The sequence below is a fragment of the Sphingobium sp. B1D7B genome (assembly GCF_025961965.1).
GTDB lineage: Bacteria > Pseudomonadota > Alphaproteobacteria > Sphingomonadales > Sphingomonadaceae > Sphingobium.
Map to the genome: position 1 here is coordinate 1,937,328 of NZ_JAOQOR010000001.1, position 17,694 is coordinate 1,955,021.

The 17,694-nt window shown below is 63.9% G+C and carries 17 protein-coding genes; 11 read left to right on the forward strand and 6 right to left on the reverse strand.

Annotation, left to right across the window (positions count from 1 at the left end):
* The first annotated feature begins 16 nt into the window (after positions 1–16).
* From M2336_RS08910 to M2336_RS08925, 4 genes are all read left to right on the forward strand, one after another.
* Positions 17–1,342, forward strand: a complete 1,326-nt coding sequence (locus M2336_RS08910) for a spinster family MFS transporter (RefSeq protein WP_264574683.1) — start codon at positions 17–19, stop codon at positions 1,340–1,342.
* A gap of 331 nt (positions 1,343–1,673) precedes the next feature.
* Positions 1,674–4,052: a TonB-dependent receptor gene (locus M2336_RS08915; protein ID WP_264574684.1), complete on the forward strand. Its 2,379-nt coding sequence runs from the start codon at positions 1,674–1,676 to the stop codon at positions 4,050–4,052.
* 101 nt (positions 4,053–4,153) lie between these two features.
* Positions 4,154–4,879 (forward strand): energy transducer TonB, encoded by a 726-nt coding sequence (locus M2336_RS08920; protein ID WP_264574685.1) that lies wholly within the window; start codon positions 4,154–4,156, stop codon positions 4,877–4,879.
* 8 nt (positions 4,880–4,887) lie between these two features.
* Positions 4,888–5,571, forward strand: a complete 684-nt coding sequence (locus M2336_RS08925; RefSeq protein WP_181558981.1) for a Fe2+-dependent dioxygenase — start codon at positions 4,888–4,890, stop codon at positions 5,569–5,571.
* Between the two features lie 25 nt (positions 5,572–5,596).
* On the opposite strand, the gene M2336_RS08930 is transcribed toward M2336_RS08925, so the two are convergent.
* The 3 genes from M2336_RS08930 to M2336_RS08940 form a co-directional block, all read right to left on the reverse strand.
* Positions 5,597–6,757 carry a PQQ-dependent sugar dehydrogenase gene (locus M2336_RS08930; RefSeq protein ID WP_264574686.1) on the reverse strand — a complete coding sequence of 387 codons (1,161 nt, stop codon included), beginning with the start codon at positions 6,755–6,757 and terminating at the stop codon, positions 5,597–5,599.
* 116 nt (positions 6,758–6,873) lie between these two features.
* Complete coding sequence (locus tag M2336_RS08935) at positions 6,874–8,001, reverse strand: PQQ-dependent sugar dehydrogenase (protein ID WP_264574687.1); 1,128 nt, start codon at positions 7,999–8,001, stop codon at positions 6,874–6,876.
* A gap of 195 nt (positions 8,002–8,196) precedes the next feature.
* Positions 8,197–8,952, reverse strand: a complete 756-nt coding sequence (locus M2336_RS08940; protein ID WP_264574688.1) for a PEPxxWA-CTERM sorting domain-containing protein — start codon at positions 8,950–8,952, stop codon at positions 8,197–8,199.
* Positions 8,953–9,518: 566 nt separating this feature from the next.
* Between M2336_RS08940 and rimP the strand changes: the two genes are divergently transcribed.
* The 7 genes from rimP (at position 9,519) to M2336_RS08975 (ending at position 16,626) form a co-directional block, all read left to right on the forward strand.
* The gene (gene rimP, locus M2336_RS08945; RefSeq protein ID WP_181558985.1) at positions 9,519–10,070 is read left to right on the forward strand and encodes a ribosome maturation protein RimP; all 552 of its coding nucleotides are present in this window, start codon (positions 9,519–9,521) and stop codon (positions 10,068–10,070) included.
* A 5-nt stretch (positions 10,071–10,075) separates the two neighbouring features.
* Positions 10,076–11,683, forward strand: a complete 1,608-nt coding sequence (gene nusA / locus M2336_RS08950; RefSeq protein WP_264574689.1) for a transcription termination factor NusA — start codon at positions 10,076–10,078, stop codon at positions 11,681–11,683.
* Positions 11,683–11,913, forward strand: coding sequence for a tautomerase family protein (locus tag M2336_RS08955; RefSeq protein WP_181558987.1), 231 nt, complete (start codon positions 11,683–11,685; stop codon positions 11,911–11,913). The genes nusA and M2336_RS08955 overlap by 1 nt, the downstream gene beginning before the upstream one ends.
* A 212-nt stretch (positions 11,914–12,125) precedes the next feature.
* The gene (locus M2336_RS08960) at positions 12,126–12,797 is read left to right on the forward strand and encodes a DUF448 domain-containing protein (protein ID WP_264574690.1); all 672 of its coding nucleotides are present in this window, start codon (positions 12,126–12,128) and stop codon (positions 12,795–12,797) included.
* Between the two features lie 67 nt (positions 12,798–12,864).
* Positions 12,865–15,447: a translation initiation factor IF-2 gene (gene infB / locus M2336_RS08965; protein ID WP_264574691.1), complete on the forward strand. Its 2,583-nt coding sequence runs from the start codon at positions 12,865–12,867 to the stop codon at positions 15,445–15,447.
* A gap of 29 nt (positions 15,448–15,476) precedes the next feature.
* Entirely contained in the window at positions 15,477–15,866 is a 390-nt protein-coding gene (gene rbfA / locus M2336_RS08970) for a 30S ribosome-binding factor RbfA (protein WP_264574692.1), read from the forward strand.
* 106 nt (positions 15,867–15,972) lie between these two features.
* Positions 15,973–16,626 carry a glutathione S-transferase family protein gene (locus tag M2336_RS08975; RefSeq protein WP_264574693.1) on the forward strand — a complete coding sequence of 218 codons (654 nt, stop codon included), beginning with the start codon at positions 15,973–15,975 and terminating at the stop codon, positions 16,624–16,626.
* A gap of 14 nt (positions 16,627–16,640) precedes the next feature.
* On the opposite strand, the gene M2336_RS08980 is transcribed toward M2336_RS08975, so the two are convergent.
* The 3 genes from M2336_RS08980 to M2336_RS08990 all read right to left on the reverse strand — a co-directional run bounded on the left by M2336_RS08980 (position 16,641) and on the right by M2336_RS08990 (position 17,566).
* A complete protein-coding gene (locus tag M2336_RS08980) occupies positions 16,641–16,850 on the reverse strand; it encodes a hypothetical protein (RefSeq protein WP_181558992.1) in 210 nt (69 codons plus the stop codon).
* 68 nt (positions 16,851–16,918) lie between these two features.
* Positions 16,919–17,254 carry a DUF6481 family protein gene (locus tag M2336_RS08985; protein WP_181558993.1) on the reverse strand — a complete coding sequence of 112 codons (336 nt, stop codon included), beginning with the start codon at positions 17,252–17,254 and terminating at the stop codon, positions 16,919–16,921.
* Positions 17,255–17,359: 105 nt separating this feature from the next.
* The gene (locus tag M2336_RS08990) at positions 17,360–17,566 is read right to left on the reverse strand and encodes a cold-shock protein (RefSeq protein WP_181558994.1); all 207 of its coding nucleotides are present in this window, start codon (positions 17,564–17,566) and stop codon (positions 17,360–17,362) included.
* Between the last annotated feature and the right edge of the window lie 128 nt (positions 17,567–17,694).

The following is a 17,694-nucleotide window of genomic DNA, read 5'->3' on the forward strand; positions in this document are numbered from 1 at the left end:
AACTGGGAGAGATGCGATGGCCGAAACGACGGCGCCCCCGACCGGGCCTGGCTCTGGCCCTGAGGGGGGCGTGAAGGATTGGAACTTCAGCGCCGTCTACGGCCTCGGATTCCTCACACTGGTTTCGGCCTTCAACTATCTCGACCGCTCCCTGCTGGGGCTGGCACTGCCCTCCATCAAGTCGGAGATGCACGTCTCGGACACCGCCCTCGGGCTGGTGTCCGGCCTGGCCTTCCTCCTGTTCTACTCCATCCTCGGCGTGCCCATCGCCTGGGCGGCGGATCGCTACAACCGGCGCAATATCATTGCTGTCGGCTTCGCCTTCTGGAGCCTGATGACGATGGTGACCGGCTGGGTGGCCAACATCTGGCAGCTCGCCATCGCACGCTTCCTCATGGGTGCGGGCGAGGCGTGCGGCATTGCCCCGTCCAATTCGATCATCTCCGACCTGTTCCGGGCAGAGCGCCGCCCGCTGGCCTTCTCGATCTTCGGCACGGCGGTCTCGATCTCGTCCATCCTCTTCTTCCCCATCGTCGGCTGGGTGGGCCATGAACATGGCTGGCGCGCGATGTTCGTCGTGGCTGGCATGCCGGGCGTATTCCTGGCGTTGCTGTTCTTCCTCACCGTCAAGGAGCCCGAGCGCGGGGCGTCCGAAGCCAAGCGCATCGAGCGTGCAGCGCGGGAAAGCTTCAAGGCGAGCATGGGCTTTCTCGCCAAGCAGCGTGCCTATGTCTTTTTGGTCATCGGCGCCACGCTGATGGGGCTGAATGTCTTTGCCGCAAGCGTGTGGACGCCGACATTCCTGACGCGCGTCCATGGGCTGACATTGGTGGAAGTGGCTGCGACCATCGGTCCGATCCGGGGTGTGTTCGGGGTGGCCGGCGTGGTTCTGGGCGGTCTGCTGATCGACCGGTTGAGCCGCAAGGCCAGCCACTGGCGCATGACCTTGCCGGCGATCACCTGTCTGCTTGCCGCGCCTGCTGAGCTGATCTTCCTGCTCGCCGAGGATACGGCGGTTTGGCTCGCGGCTTATGCGGCCTCGGCTTTCCTCCTGCTGATCCATCAGGGCCCGGTGTTCGCGGCGGTCATGAGCGTGGCGAAGCTGAGGATGCGCGCTGTCGCAACGTCCATCCTGCTGTTCAGCGCTGCGCTGATCGGGCAGGCGCTCGGCCCGCTGGTCGTGGGCTATCTGAATGACGTGCTGCATCCCACGCTGGGTGATGTGGCCGTGCGTTATTCGATGCTGGTCATCGTCGTGACCGCGCTGTTGGCGGGGGTGATGTTCCTGCTCGCTGGGCGGTCGCTGGAGGCAGACGCGAAGCGGGCCTTGGCGGACGCGTAAGAGGGAAGAAGGGCAGACGCTCGCCCCTCGCTAGATTAGACTGCAAATCCAACGGACGGGAGTTGGTGGCCGGGGTCAGACCCAGGCTCCCAACTCCCGCGTCGTTTCTGATCACAGACCAGTCGCCACTCGGCCCAGCTGCGGACCAAGCGCGCGTAAGGACTGTCGATTCAGCGCACGCAAGGGAAGTCGCGGTCACCCACGTTGCAGAACCCAAAAGTTATAAATCGCAACGCTGATCGCAAATCATGTGTTGCAAATCACTCGCAATATCCTAATTGGTGCGACCGACTCGCAATAGCGATCGATGACACCAACTGGGGAACGCCGCATGAGTAAATCCGCCAATCTCACTTCCTTTCTCGCGCTTGGCTGCGTCAGCGCCGTCGCGTTTGCAGCGCCGGCTGTCGCGCAGGATGGCGAGCAGGGGCGCCGTCTGGGCGGGATGACCGTGACCGACACGGCCATCGATGAGTCCGAGATCAAGGTCGAGCGGGCAGAGTCGCCCAAATATACGCGCCCGCTGCTGGATACGCCGCAGACTGTGACGGTAATCGGCGCCAAGACGCTGCAGCAGCAGAACCTGCTCACGCTGCGCGAAGTGCTGAGCACCGTGCCCGGCATCACCTTTGGCGCCGGCGAGGGCGGCTTCGGCTATGGCGACCGCATCAACCTGCGCGGCTATTCTGCCAACAATGATATCTCGGTCGATGGCGTGCGCAGCGGCGCAATCATGAACCGCAACGAGACCTATAATATCGAGCAGGTCGAGGTCGCCAATGGCGCGAACTCGGTGTTCAACGGCGCGGGCTCGGTTGGCGGGTCGATCAATCTGGTGACCAAGAAGCCGCTGGCGGACGATAAGATGTCGGTTCAGGCCGGCGTCGGCACGGACAATTATTATCGCGGCACCGTCGATCTCAACAAGCGCGTGAGCGACATGATCGCGGTGCGACTGAACGCGGTCTACCACAAGAACGACGTGCCCGGCCGGGACGTGGAGTTCTACGAGCGCTGGGGCGTGGCGCCGGCTGTCACCATCGGTATCGATGGCCCGACCAGCCTGACGCTGCAATATGAGCATCTCGACGACAAGGGCATGCCGCAATACGGCCTGCGCTATTATGCGGCTCAGGGCGGCTATCTGCCCGACTTCAACCAAAGCGCTTATTACGGCTTTGCCAATGTCGACACGCAACAGTCTGTGACGGACTCGGTGCAGGCGATTTTCTCGCACGAACTGAGCGACACGGTGAAGGTGCGTAATCTCACTCGCTATGAGAATGTCAGCCAGTACACCATTACCAGCCAGCCCACGGGCACCTTCTGTCTCGCGAACGGTCTGCAGCCGGATGGCAGCGCCTGCACCGTCGCGATCGGCAGCAGCACGCTGGTCGTCCCGGCAGGCTATTATCTGCCGACTGGGGGCCGCGGCACGGCGCGCCACATCCGCAACGAAACCGCCTATAACCAGCTCGACCTGAGCGCTGAGTTCGCGACGGGCGGCATCGAGCACACGCTCGTTCTCGGCGGATCGCTGCTGTGGGAGCGTTATACGCTGAACAATGGCAGCATCCTGCGCGCTGCCGACGGCAGCAATCCCTATGCCGCCCCGAATTATTATCCGCTCACCAACATTGCCAACCCCGGCGCCATTATCACGGGACCGGTCGCACCAGCAGGAACGCTGGCGCGCGTCTACGGTAGCAACATCTACACCGGCCCCCAGAACTACATTCAGACCGGCTACAACGTCGGCGAGCAGACGAGCTATGCGGTCTATCTGTTCGATACGATGAAGCTTTCGGACATGTTCGAGATCAACGGCGGCGTGCGCTATGAGCGGTTCGAGGGATCGACCCAGACGCGCAACGTGACCACCGGCGTGGTGACCGGCCCGTTCGAGGCGAAGGACAATCTCTTCTCCTGGCGTGTCGGCGCGGTGTTCAAGCCGCTGCCAAACGTCAGCGCCTATGCGGCGGTCGGCAATTCGCGCACACCGTCCAAGGGTTCGGTTGATGGCAGCTGCGCGATCGACACCTGCAATGTCGAACCGGAATCGGCGAAGAATTACGAGATTGGCGTGAAGGCCGATCTGTTCGACGCCAAGCTGCAACTCGCAGCGGCGGTGTTCCGCAACGAGCGTGACAAGTATCGCGTTGCTTCCGGCGAGCCCGGGATCGATCAGGTGCTCGACGGCCGATCGCGGGTGAACGGCATTTCGCTGAGCGCCTCAGGCAACATCACGGAATCCTGGTCGATTTTCGCCAACTACATGTATCTGGACAGCAAGCTGATCCAGGGCGTGTCGGATTTCTGCCTGGCTAATCCGGGCAAGAATAATTGCACCAACACCACGGCCAATCCCGATCCAACGGCGGGCACGTTGCTTTCGGCGACACCCAAGCATTCCGGTAGCCTGTTCACCACCTACAAGTTCCCGTTTGGGCTCGAACTGGGTTATGGCCTGACCTATCAGGGCCGCCACTCGATGAACCCGACCGCGACGCCGGTTTATTATGTGCCGGCTTACACACTGCACCGGATCATGGTGGCCTATCCGGTGACCGAGCGCCTGCTGGCGCAGGTGAATGTGCAGAACGTGGCGGACGAGGACTATGTCACCACCGTGCGGACCAATGTGAACAACAGCTGGGCGCAGCCGGGGGTGGGGCGGTCCGCGGTATTCAGCCTGACCTACAGCTACTGAGTGTGGGGGGGCAGGGGCGAACCGACCCAAAGCGGTTCGCCCCTGATCCACATCAATGATCCGGCGCACGTCCGGTAATATTGATTCGCATTATTGACGGAATGGGCCTGTTCGTCGATAGCGGCAGGCGAAAAGGGGTGTCCGACGTGAACGTTCCACACTCGGCAAGTCAGGGGCGCTACGGGCAGGGCCGGCGGTTCAATCCGCTGGTCGTGTTGCTCGTCATCCTGATCCATGCCGGGTTGTTCGCGCTTGTCACCCGCCTCGGCCCCAGTTTCAAGGTGGGTGAGGCGCCCAAGGTCTTCACGGTCAATCTGATCTCTTCGCCGCCGCCTCCGCCGCCCGTCGCTGCGCCGCCACCGCCGCCCCGTGCGCCCGAGGTGGTGGTGCCGCGGCCACAGATCGACATTCCCCGGATTGATCCGCCGATGGTGGCCGCAAGGCCGGATATTCCGGTCGTCCCGGTCATGGCGCCGGGGCCGCCGACGCCGCCCCGTCCGGCCGCCGCACCGGTCTCAGTGCCCTCGGTCACCGACGGCGGCGACCTGGGCACGCAAATGGTGGCCGGCAAGGCGCCGCGTTACCCCATTGAGAGCCGCCGCAAGCGGGAGCAGGGCGTGGTCCTGCTGGCCTTGACCGTGGGCCTCGATGGCTGCGTGGAAGATATCAGGATCGCGCGCAGCAGCGGTTTCACTCGGCTCGACAAGGCCGCGCTCGATGCCGTCAAGCGCTGGCGCTGGCGGCCCACCTTGCGTGATGGCCAGCCGGTTTTCGTGAAAGGCGTGGTGGAAATCCCCTTCGTCATTCAACCCCAAGACAACGCATAAGGCGCTTCATGCTGATCCCCATTCCAGAGGTGCTCGACGGGCCGACGCTCGCCAAGGTGCGTGATCTCATCGATTCCGCCGCTTGGGTGGATGGCAACGTCACCTCGGGCCATCAGTCGGCACTCGCCAAGAACAACCTTCAGTTGCCAGAGGAAGCGCCGCAGGCCCAACAGGCCGGCGAGATCATCCGCGACGCACTGGGCCGCAATCCTTTGTTCATTGCCGCAGCGCTGCCGCTCAAGATCTTTCCGCCCCTGTTCAACAGCTATGCGGGTGGCCAGTCCTTTGGCGTGCATGTCGATAATGCCGTGCGGATCCAGGCCGGCACCGGCTTTCGCGTCCGCTCGGACCTGTCCATGACCATCTTCCTCGAGCCGCCCGAGGCTTATGATGGCGGGGAATTGACGGTCGAGACGCAATTCGGCGTGCAGCAGGTCAAGCTGCCGGCCGGCCATGCCGTGCTTTACCCCTCATCCTCCCTGCATCGGGTGGAGCCGGTGACGCGCGGCCGCCGGGTGGCGAGCTTCTTCTGGCTGCAATCGATGATCCGCGACGACGGTGAGCGGCAGATCCTGTTCGATCTCGACAGCAGCATCCAGCAACTGGCCGCCACGCTGGGGCAGGGCCATGCCGAAGTGATCCGCATGACTGGGGTCTATCATAATCTGCTGCGCCGCTGGGCGGACGCCTAGAGCCAGCGACCGCCCTCAGGCTCGCTCAGCCTTTCGGCGTCAGCTTGAGCATCCGGCCCTTGGGGCTGTCCTCGAGCAGCCAAAGCGCGCCGTCCGGCCCGACCCTCACATTGCGCAGCCTCATTCCCATGCGCCAATGATCGGCCTTGGTCGCCGTTTCGCCATCGAGCGAAATCCGCACCAGCGCCTGACCGGACAGGCCGGTGATGAACAGCGAGTTCTTCCAGCCCGCGAACAGGTCGGCATTGTAGTAAGCCAACGAGGACGGCGCGAGCGAGGGGTTCCAGTAGAGCTTGGGCTTCTCGAACCCGTCATCGGCGCTGTGGTCCGGGATGGGGCGCTTGTCATAATGGTCGCCATAGGAGCGGGTTGGCCAGCCATAATTCCCGCCGGCCTTGACGAGGTTCAGCTCGTCGCCGCCCAGCGGGCCCATTTCGACCTGCCATAAACGATCATTCGCATCGAAGGCGAGGCCGGTCAGATTGCGCTGGCCATAGGTCCAGATGGCGGGATGGAAGCCCTTGGCCGCCAGCGGATTGCCGGCGGCGGGTGTCCCGTCGAGATTGAGATGCAGCACCTTGCCGAGGGTGGACTTGGGGTCCTGCGCCGGGTCGAACTTGGCGCGCTCGCCATTGGTGAAGAACAGGCTGCGCTGGTCCGGCGCGATGGCGATGCGGCCGGAATAATGGGCACCGCTCGCCATATTGGGCGTGGCGCGGAAGATGACCTTGAGGTCCTTGAGCGCGCCGCCGGCTTCATCGAGCGTGGCGGTCGCCAGCGCGGTGCCGGTTTCCTTGCCTTCGCCAGGCTCGGAAAAGCTGAAATAGATCTGGCGACTGGCGGCGAAGTCCGGCGCGAGCACCACGTCCATCAACGCGGCCTGCCCTTCGCTGACGACGGTCGGCGTGCCCAGCAGCACCTTTTTGTCACCCGTGCGCGGATCGAAGAGGATCATCGCGCCACGCTTCTGGGTCACGAGCTGCTTGCCGTCCGGCAAGAAGGCCATCGACCAGGGATAATCGAAGGTTGCGACCTCGGTGATCGTGAAAGGCAATTGGGAAAGATCGACCTTGGCCGGGGCGGGGGCGGTAGGCGGTATCGCAGGGGTGGTCTGGGCGAGCGCGGGCGATGCGACGCCCAGGGCCAAAGCCGCCCCCAGGGTGATGCGGTGCGGACGGAATGACATAGGCGCTCTTCTCCAGTCGGTCTTTTGTTGAGCCGGGCCATAAGCGGTGGGCCGGCCCGGAGCAATGACCGAGGCCGCGCGCGCCTTGACCGAGCGCGAAGCGGCGCGCGGCTGGATCAGGCTGCGGGCGTCAGCTTGAGGAGGCGGCCATTTTCTCCATCCTCCAGCAGCCAGATCGCGCCGTCCGGCCCGGAGCGCACGGCACGGATGCGTGTGCCCATGTCCCAGTGATCGGCCTTGGTCGCGGTTTCGCCATCGAGCGCGATGCGGTCGAGCGACTTACCGGAGAGGCCGGTGATGAACAGCGAGTTCTTCCACTGCGGGAAGAGGTCGGCATTGTAATAATCCAGCCCGCCGGGCGAAATGGCCGGCACCCAAAAGACCTTCGGCGCTTCATAGCCGTCGCCCGGCTGATGGTCCGGGATGGCCTTACCGTCATAATGATTGCCCATGGAGGCATTGGGCCAGCCATAGTTGAGGCCGGGCTTGATGAGGTTGATCTCATCGCCATGGCGCGGCCCCATTTCCATTTCCCACAGGCGCCCATCGGCATCGAAGACAATGCCGAGCAGATTGCGGTGGCCATAGGACCAAACGGCCGGGTGGAAGCCCTTCGCCGCGAGCGGATTGCCGGCTGCCGGGCTGCCATCAAGGTTGAGGCGCAGGACCTTGCCGAGCGTCGCGCCCGGCTCCTGCGCCGGCGTCATCAACTGGCGGTCGCCAGCGGTGAAGAAGAGACGGGTCTTGTCCGGCGAGAAGGCGATTCGGCCGGAATAATGGCCACCCTTGTCGGAGCGATCGTCGCCCCGGAAGATCACCCGCACGTCGCTCAGTGTCGCTGCTGTCGGGTCCAGCTTTGCGGTCGCCAGAGCGACGCGGCTTTTCTTGCCCTCGGCGGCTTCCGAAAAGCTGAAATAGATCGTCTTGCTGGTCGCATAATCTGGCGCGAGCCGCACATCCATGAGCGCCCCCTGATCGTCGCTCTTCACGCTGGGCGTGCCGCTCACCGTCTGCTTGCGGCCGCTTTGCGGGTCGATCAGGATCAGCGCGCCTTCCTTCTGCGTGACCAGCATGTGCCCGTCCGGCAGGAATTCCATGGCCCATGGGGAAGCGAACTGCGCGACTTCCGTGGTCTGGAATGGTGCGCCGCTTGCCGCCTTGACCTCATCGGGCGCGGACGCGCTGCCGCAGGCGACAATGGCGAGGCTGACGGCACAGGTCAGGCCGAGCTTGCGGACATTCATGGGCGGATCTCCGGCGAAGGGTGGGATATCCGACCATAGCGACAAGAGCGGCTTGGCGGTAGACCGTTCCATAACAAGAGCTTGGGGCGCGCCGCTGGCCAAGACGGCGCGTAGAGGCAGGACCGCCAGCGCGGAGATGCTGACAAAAAAGGGGAGCCGAAGCTCCCCTTCCTCACATCGACTTTTCCTGAGCGATCAGGCGAAGCTGATGGTTGCGTTGGTCTTGCGACGACGCATGGCGTAGCCGGTGACGGCCAGACCGCAGATCATCATGCCCCAGGTGGCCGGCTCAGGAACCGGTGCGGACGTCTGCGTGACGGCGTAGGTCAGGCCATTGACCTTGAAGCTGTCGTTGCTGCCGGAGTTGGAGAAGGCTGCAGCCACATAGAACAGGTTGCCCGACAGATTGTTCGGGTTGATGTCACGGTTCTGGTCCTGACCATTGCCGTTCGACAGGATCGTGGGGCCGAACAGCGAATTGAAGGTCGAATAGTTCGCGATCGTGAACGTGCTGTTGAAGGCCACATTGGTGCTGCCGACGGCATAATTGATGTCCGTGTCGCCGAAGCTCACGAGGCCGATCTTGTCGATGGTGACGATCTTGTCGAACTGGAAGACCAGAATGTCGACATAGCCATTATTGTCCACAGTGTGCGAGTCATCGCCACCCTGGCCCCACCAGTTGGGGAAGCTGTTCATGACGCCGAGACCAGGCGAATAGGCGCCCACCGCACCGGCGGCCAGGGTCGTACCGTTGAGGCTGTAAGCCGTAACTTCCAGCTTGGTGCCGTCCGAGCCCGTGTAGGTGCGCACGTTACCGATGGAGCCATCGCTATTGTTGCCGCCGCTGAGCACGAAAGTAGAGGCCGAGGCGGAAGCCGGCAGCATCGCCGTCGCGGCAATGGTGGCAGCCGACAGCAGTACGGCTTTCCTGAAAGACTTGTGAAACATGATCTATAACTCCCACAGATATTAACTTTCAGGTTTTGCCCCGGAAATGCGTGTGCCCACGACGGGAGGCCGGTAATCCGGCTCCATCTGGCGCTTTGCATCTGTCAAAGGTCACCCCACCTGAGGTCTTGGAGATATCTTTTCCGTTTCAGTCCTGTCAAAGATGTTGATGATCGGTTAACCATCAATTGTGACCCGAAATTGAACAGTTCCACCTGAATGGAGCGGGCTGGTGGGGCCGTGCGGCCAACCTAAATCGTTCGATTTGCTGGATTCTGTTGTTTACAGTCGCGAAGACCCTTTTTCTTCTAAAGACGTCGGGCGCGGATTTTTTCTGCCGAAGGCCAGAACAGGCACGGTTTTCGATAGCGTAGAGACTGATGAGGGAAAGCGTCTCATCTGAGTGCTGAGCAGATCCATGCAGCTTGCCTTCAACTGCGACTCCGCCTATATGGCCCTTGCTTTCCTGACATCGTTGCGAAGTTGGGGTCGGCGCCGAGAGGGGCCGGCGGCGAAACCCTGTCGCGTGTCCATGTCCGGACGAGGCGCAGGCATAGGGAGTGCGAATGAGCGATATTGCGCGGATCGAGACGGTTGTGGCGTCGGAGGCGAAGGCTCTGGGGCTCGATCTCGTGCGCGTGCTGCTCTTCGGCCAGGGCGATGACCGGACGCTGCAGATCATGGCTGAACGGCCCGATACGCGCCAGCTCAACATCGATGATTGCGCCAGCCTCTCGCGCCGCATCTCGGACAAGTTCGATGCGCTGGAAGAAGCGGGCGATGTGCTCATCGAGGACGCCTATCGTCTGGAGGTCAGCTCGCCGGGTATCGACCGGCCGCTCACCCGCCTCAAGGACTACAGCGACTGGGCCGGGCATGAGGCACGCGTTCATTTCGTGACGCCCATGGAGGATGGCCGCAAGCAGGTGCGCGGCATTCTTGCGGGCATCGAGGGCGAGCAGGTGCTGGTCGATGATCCCAAGGCCGGCCGCATCGTCGTGGACTTTGCCAATATCGACAGCGCCAAGCTGATGCTGACCGATGCGCTGATTTCTGCTACTGTCCCGCTCTCCACCGAGGGCGCGGACGAAATCGTCACCCAGGAACAGGAAGACTGACTCTCATGGCCAACGCCATTTCCGCCAACAAGGCCGAGCTGATTGCCATTGCCAATTCGGTGGCAAGCGAGAAGATGATCGACAAGGCCATCGTCATCGAGGCGATGGAAGACGCGATCCAGCGGTCCGCGCGGGCGCGCTACGGCGCCGAGAACGACATTCGCGCCAAGCTCGATCCCGAGACTGGCGACCTGCGCCTGTGGCGCGTCGTCGAAGTGGTCGAGGCGGTTGAGGACTATTTCAAGCAGGTCGACCTCAAGGCCGCGCAGAAGCTCCAGAAGGACGCCGTGATCGGCGACTTCATCGTCGATCCGCTGCCGCCCGTCGACCTCGGTCGCATCGACGCACAGAGCGCCAAGCAGGTGATCTTCCAGAAGGTGCGCGATGCCGAGCGTGAGCGCCAGTTCGAGGAATTCAAGGATCGCGTCGGTGAGATCATCACCGGCGTCGTCAAGTCGGTCGAGTTCGGCCATGTGGTCGTGAACCTTGGCCGTGCCGAGGGTGTGATCCGCCGCGACCAGCAGATCCCGCGCGAAGTCGTGCGCGTCGGCGATCGCGTCCGTGCGCTGATCCTCAATGTGCGCCGCGAGAACCGTGGCCCGCAGATTTTCCTTTCCCGTGCGCACCCCGACTTCATGAAGAAGCTGTTCGCGCAGGAAGTGCCGGAAATCTACGATGGCATCATCACCATCATGGCCGCCGCCCGCGATCCGGGTTCGCGCGCCAAGATCGGCGTGATCAGTCGCGATAGCAGCATCGATCCGGTCGGCGCCTGCGTCGGCATGAAGGGCAGCCGCGTGCAGGCCGTCGTGCAGGAAATGCAGGGCGAGAAGATCGACATCATTCCCTGGAGCGAGGACACGGCAACCTTCGTCGTCAACGCCCTCCAGCCCGCTCAGGTCGCCCGCGTGGTGATCGATGAGGAGGAAGAGCGCATCGAGGTCGTCGTGCCTGACGATCAGCTCAGCCTCGCCATCGGTCGTCGCGGTCAGAACGTCCGGCTTGCCAGCCAACTCACCGGCAAGGCCATCGACATCATGACCGAGGCGGACGCGAGCGAGAAGCGTCAGCGCGAGTTCGTGCAGCGCTCCGAGATGTTCCAGAACGAGCTGGATGTGGACGAGACGCTCTCGCAGCTGCTGGTGGCCGAAGGCTTCACCGAGCTGGAGGAAGTCGCTTATGTCGGCATCGACGAGCTGGCTTCCATCGAGGGCTTCGACGACGAGCTGGCGCAGGAGCTGCAGAGCCGCGCGCAGGAAGCGCTGGACCGCCGCGAGGCCGCTGCGCGCGAAGAGCGCCGTGGGCTTGGCGTTGACGATGCGTTGGCCGAGATGCCCCACCTCACCGAGGCCATGCTGGTCACGCTGGGCAAGGCCGGCATCAAGACGCTGGACGATCTCGCCGATCTCGCCACCGACGAGCTGGTGGCCAAGAAGCGCAACGACCCGCGTCGCCGCCGCGAAGTCTCCGAGGACAAGGGCGGCATTCTCGCCGAATATGGCCTGAGCGAAGAGCAGGGCAACGAGATCATCATGGCGGCCCGCGCGCACTGGTTCGAAGACGAGCCCGCTGCAGAGGGCGCCGCTGAGGATGAAGTGGAAGGCAACGCCTGATGCCCTATGTGAAGATCGAGGTGATTGAAGGCGTGACGCGCGAACAGAAGGCGGCTCTGGTCGCCGATGTTACGCGTTCGCTGGTCGATCGTCTCGGCAAGCGGCCCGAGCAGGTGTTCGTCGTCATCGATGAGGTGTCGGCGGACAACTGGGGCGCTGCGGGCATCCTCGTTTCCGAGCGGGAAGCCGCGCAAAGGGAGGTCGCCGATGCTGCGAATTCCTCCCAATGAGGGGCTGAGGCTTCCAATCATCGCTGCGCGCCCGGCTGCTCCTGCGGAAGCGGGGGGCTGGGCTACGCTAAACGAGAAAATGCTCATCCATCCCGTTCGTGTCGAGCGAAGTCGAGACACGCGAGCGCAGTCCTATCGTGGCTCGACTTCGCTCGACACGAACGGAAGTTTGGAGGCGATGGTCTTAGACGTGCAACTCACAGGAGGTGCCCATGTCTGAGCGTCGCTGCATTCTCTCCAGCACCCACGCCGATCCCGCGGCGCTGATCCGCCTGGCCATTTCGCCCGATGGCGATGTGTTACCGGATGTCCGCGCGCGGGCGCCGGGGCGCGGCGCCTGGCTGGGTGTCGATCGCGCGACGCTGGAGGAGGCCATGGGCAAGGGCCGGCTGCGCGGCGCATTGGCGCGGGCGTTTAAGGGTGAGCCGCTTACCGTGCCGGACGATTTGGCCGAGCGGATCGCGGTTGCGTTGCGCGATGATTTCATGGCGCGGCTGGGGCTGGAGGCCAAGGCTTCCAATCTCGCCACCGGTTTCGACAAGATCGATGTCGCGGCCCGGCGCGGACAGGTCCGTATGCTGCTCCACGCGGCGGATGCCGGCGATGACGGGGTGCGCAAGCTGGATCAGGCGTGGCGGGTTGGCGAGGAACGGGAAGGCGAGGAATTTGCCGGCACACGCTTGCCGGTGGACCGCGACGCCCTATCTATGGCATTGGGCAGGAACAATGTCGTCCATATCGCGGTGACAAACGCTGCTGCGGCAGGCCGCCTCTCCGGTCTGCTCGGTCGCTGGCAAAACTATCTGGGATGCGCTAACGCGGCGCCGAGCTCCGGTTCGGCAGTCGTCAGGCATATGGACGATGATCCCGCGCCTCTGGCGTGAGGACGAACGACTCGGGTCACCTCTGCGGGGGTGCGCCGGATGGAAGATGAAGGGTTAGATTGCGTCGATGAGTGACAATAGGGAAGACAAGCCGACTTTGGGCCGTAAACCGCTTGGTCTCAAGCGGACGGTCGAGGCCGGCCAGGTGCAGCAGAGCTTCAGCCACGGCCGGAAGAATACGGTCGTCGTTGAGGTGAAGCGCCGTCGCGTCATCGGCAAACCCGGTGAGGCAGAGACGGCGCGCGCCGTGCCCGAGCAGGCTGCGCCCGTCGCGCCGCCGGCACCGCCGCCGCCCGCCGCCCGTCCCGCGCCGACACCGGCGCCGGCGCCGGCACCGCGCGCCTCCTCGACGGATAGCCTGATGAGCCGGCAGGAACTGCAGGCCAAGCTGCTGCGCGAGGCCGAGGAAGCCCGCATGGCCGCGCTGGAAGATGCGCGCCGCCGTGAAGAGGCCGCTCGCCTGGCCGCGACCGAGGAAGAGAAGCGCCGCGCTGAGGACAATCGCCGCGCAGAGGAAGAAGCCGAGCGCCAGCGCCAGGAAGCCGAAGCGAAAGCTACCCAGGCGCCGGCGCAAGAGGCTGCTCCGGCGGCACCTGCGGCTGCAGAAGCCGCGGCACCTGCCGAAGAGGCTCCCAAGGCTGCGACTGGCGCGACGCCCGAGCGTCCCGCGCCCCGTCGTTTCACGCCTGTGGCCGCGCCGGTCATCAAGCGTCCGGAACCGGCAAAGGTCGAGCGCAAGAAGGGTGGCGACGATCGTCGTCAGGCTGGCAAGCTCACCGTCAACCGTGCGCTCGCCGATGATGACAGCGCCCGCGCGCGCAGCCTCGCCGCGCTGCGCCGTGCCCGCGAGAAGGAGCGTCGTTCGCACTTCTCCGGCTCGTCACAGCCGCGCGAGAAGCAGTCCCGCGATGTCATCGTGCCGGAGGCGATCACCGTTCAGGAACTCGCCAACCGCATGGCCGAGAAGGGCGCGGACCTGGTCAAGTCGCTCTTCAAGCTGGGCATGGCGGTCACCGTCAACCAGACGATCGACCAGGATACGGCTGAGCTGCTGGTCGAGGAATTCGGCCACCGCATCCAGCGCGTCTCCGATTCCGATATCGAGATCGATACCGCGAGCGATGTCGATGCAGCGGAATCGCTGGTCACCCGTCCCCCGGTCGTCACGATCATGGGCCATGTCGATCACGGCAAGACCTCGCTGCTCGATGCCCTGCGCGGCACCGATGTGGTGGCGGGCGAGGCCGGGGGCATCACCCAGCATATCGGCGCCTATCAGGTGAAGACCAAGGGCGGTGAGATCATCACCTTCCTCGATACGCCGGGCCACGAAGCGTTCACCGAGATGCGCGCACGCGGTGCCAACGTCACCGACATCGTGATCCTGGTGGTCGCGGCGGACGACGGGCTGATGCCGCAGACCATCGAGGCGATCAACCACACCAAGGCCGCCGGCGTGCCGATGATCGTAGCGATCAACAAGGTCGACAAGCCGGACGCCAATCCGCAGCGGGTGCGCGAGCGTCTGCTCGAGCATGAAGTCATCGTCGAGGATATGGGCGGCGACACGCAGGACGTGGAAGTCTCCGCGCTCAAGCGCACCGGCCTCGATGACCTGATCGACAAGATCCTGCTGCAGGCCGAACTGCTCGAGCTGAAGGCCAATCCCGAGCGCGCCGCTGAAGGCACGGTCGTGGAAGCGCAGCTCGACAAGGGCCGTGGTCCGGTCGCGACGATCCTCGTGGGTCGTGGCACGCTCAAGGTCGGCGATATCTTCGTCGTCGGCGAGCATTCGGGCAAGGTCCGCGCCATGGTCAACGACAAGGGCCAGCAGGTGAAGGAGGCAGGGCCTTCGGTTCCAGTCGAGGTGCTTGGCCTCGCCGGCGTGCCGATGGCGGGCGACCAGCTCAGCGTGGTCGAGAGCGAGGCGCGGGCCCGCGAGGTCGCGGCCTATCGTCAGGAGCTGGCGACGCGCAAGCGCACCACGGCGGCCCCGACGAGCTTCGAGCATATGTTCTCGGCGCTCAACACGCAGGTCATCGAATATCCGGTCGTCATCAAGGGCGACGTGCAGGGCACGGTGGAAGCGATCATCGGATCGCTCACCCGCGCCTCCACGGATGAGATCAAGGTGCGTGTGCTCCACTCCGGTGTCGGCGCGATCACCGAGAGCGATGTGACGCTGGCCGCCGCCAGCCGTGCGCCGCTGATCGGCTTCAACGTGCGTCCCAATGCCAAGGCGCGTCAGCTTGCCGAGCGCGACAAGGTCTCGCTGCGTTATTATGACGTGATTTACGACCTCATCGAGGAAGTGAAGCGCGAAATGGCCGGCCAGCTTGCGCCGGAACGTATCGAAACGGTCATCGGTGCCGCGCAGGTCCTGCAGGTCTTCCCGGCCGGCAAGAAGGACAAGGCGGCCGGTCTGCTGGTGCAGGATGGTGTCATTCGCAAGGGCGTCAACGCACGCCTCACGCGCGACAACGTCATCGTCTCCGCCACCACCATCGCCTCGCTGCGGCGCTTCAAGGACGACGTGTCCGAAGTGCGGGCCGGCATGGAGTGCGGTGCGGTGCTCGAGAACACCAACGACATCAAGGTCGGCGATACGCTCGAGCTCTTCGAAGTCGAGGAACGCGCACGGACGCTCTGACGTCCGGCGCGCCGCGAAGGAGGTAAGTCATGAGCGGTTCGGGGGAACCTTCCGTTCGGTTGCTGCGGGTGGGGGAGCAGGTGCGCCATGTGCTGGCGGACGTGCTCCAGCGTGGCGACGTGCATGACGATGTGCTCGCCAGTCACGTCGTGACGGTGACGGAAGTGCGCATGTCGCCCGATCTGCGCCATGCGACAGTTTTCGTGAAGCCGTTGCTGGGGCGGGATGAAGAGGTGGTGCTCAAGGCACTGCGCACCAACACCGCCTATCTGCAGCGCGAGGTCGCCAAGCGCGTGAAGATGAAGTTCGCCGCCAAGCTCAAATTCCTCAGCGATGAGAGCTTCGAGGAAGGCAGCCACATCGATGCGATCCTGCGCTCACCCAAGGTCGCGCAGGACATCGTCGACGAAGAGGAGTGAGAGCCCGGCGTGATGATCCGTTGATCGTTCGCGCGCCGGGCTGATCCGGTTGATATTGTCGAGCGCCGCTTGCACGGGCATCATGCGTCCGTCCGGGGGCATTGCCATGACCATTACGATTACTGCGTTTGAGAGTTCGCCGGATCGCGGCCGTGGCCTAGCGCGCGACATGCCGGTCCGCTGGGCGCTGGAGGAAGTGGGGCAGCCCTACGCTGTGAGCCTCGTCTCCTTCGCGGCGATGAAGCAGCCGCCGCACCGCATGCGCCAGCCGTTCGGGCAAATCCCGACTTATGAGGAGGATGGGCTGGTTCTGTTCGAATCCGGCGCCATCGTCTTCCACATTGCCGAGCGGCATGTCGGTCTGTTGCCGACCGATATGGACGGACGGGCGCGCGCGATTGCGTGGATGTTTGCCGCGCTCAGCACGGTGGAGCCGCCGATCCTCGAGCGCGAGACGGCCGGGCATGTCGATCGCGACAAGGATTGGTATGACGCGCGCCTGCCGATGCTGGAAGGCTGTATCCGGGCGCGGCTGGATGACCTCTCCGCGCGGCTCGGCGAGGCCGCGTGGCTGGACGGTGCATTCAGCGCGGGCGATCTGATGATGATAACGGTGCTGCGGCGGCTCGGCAGCTCGGATCTGCTGAAGGGCTATCCGGCTCTCTCAGCCTATGTCGCACGCGGCGAGGCGCGGCCCGCCTTCCAGCGTGCCTTCGCGTCGCAGCGGGCGGTGTTCGAGAGGCAATCCACGGCTCGCTGAGCCGGGCGACGCCGTCACTTGGTGGCGTATTGCCCCGGCTCTGCCTTGAACGTGTCACGCGCGAAGGCGCGGGCTTGCGTGGCCGTCGTGAAGGTCTCGTCCTGCAGCGTGGAGGTAACCAGCGGATAGCCCTGCGAATTATAGCGCGTCTCGCGCACCGTCAGGCGGAAATTGCCGCCATCGTCCTTGGTGATGAGGAAGGGTTTGATCGTCTCGCGGCTCATTATCGGCTCCCGGCGGAAAGAGGGGGTGCGTGAAGTCTGCGCGGAGCGGAACCGCGCAGGCCCACATCTTATCGGTTCTTGCGCGCGAGGTAGCGCGCGTCGCGGGCGGCCTTGCGTTCGGCTTCGGTAAGTTCGGGCTTTTTCTTTGCCTCTTTGGCTGCCTTTGCAGCGGCGGCTTCCTCAGCCTTGGCCTGCTTGGCGGCCTTGCGCTCTTGCGCGGCCAGCCGGGCGAGGCGATGCTTTTCTTGCTGGGCGGCTTCCTGTGCCTGTGCGGCAGCGGCGCGGGCAGCAGCGACTTCCGGATCGACGGGCGCGCGCGTGCGCAATTTTGCCATCACCTCGTTGCGGGCATCGGCTGCGGCAGCAATGCGTGATTGAAAGTCCGGCTCTTTGTATTTTTTCATGCGTAGAATTCAGCTCCGTTTCGCCACTTCGGGCGAGGAGGCCGGGCGACGATGCCGCCCGGCCCTGTATCTTCAAACTGCCCGGTCGTCGGGCAGCCCTTTTCTTCAGACAGCCTGAAGGTTCACGGCCGAAGCCTTGCCGCGCTTGTCATTTTCCAGCTCGTAGGAAATGCGCTGATCCTTCTGCAGGGTGTGCATGCCGGCGCGCTCGACGGCCGAGATGTGCACGAAGGCGTCATTGCCGCCGTCTTCCGGCGCGATGAAACCATAGCCCTTGTCGGCATTGAAAAACTTGACTGTTCCGATGGTCATATTGGGTATCCTTGTTCCCAAATGGTAATCGGGCACGCGCGATGCATTCGCGCGTCCCGGCTTCGTGAGGCTAGATGGGGACAAAGGGGGACGCTGAAGCGGTCCGATATCCGTCAAAGGCGACGTTA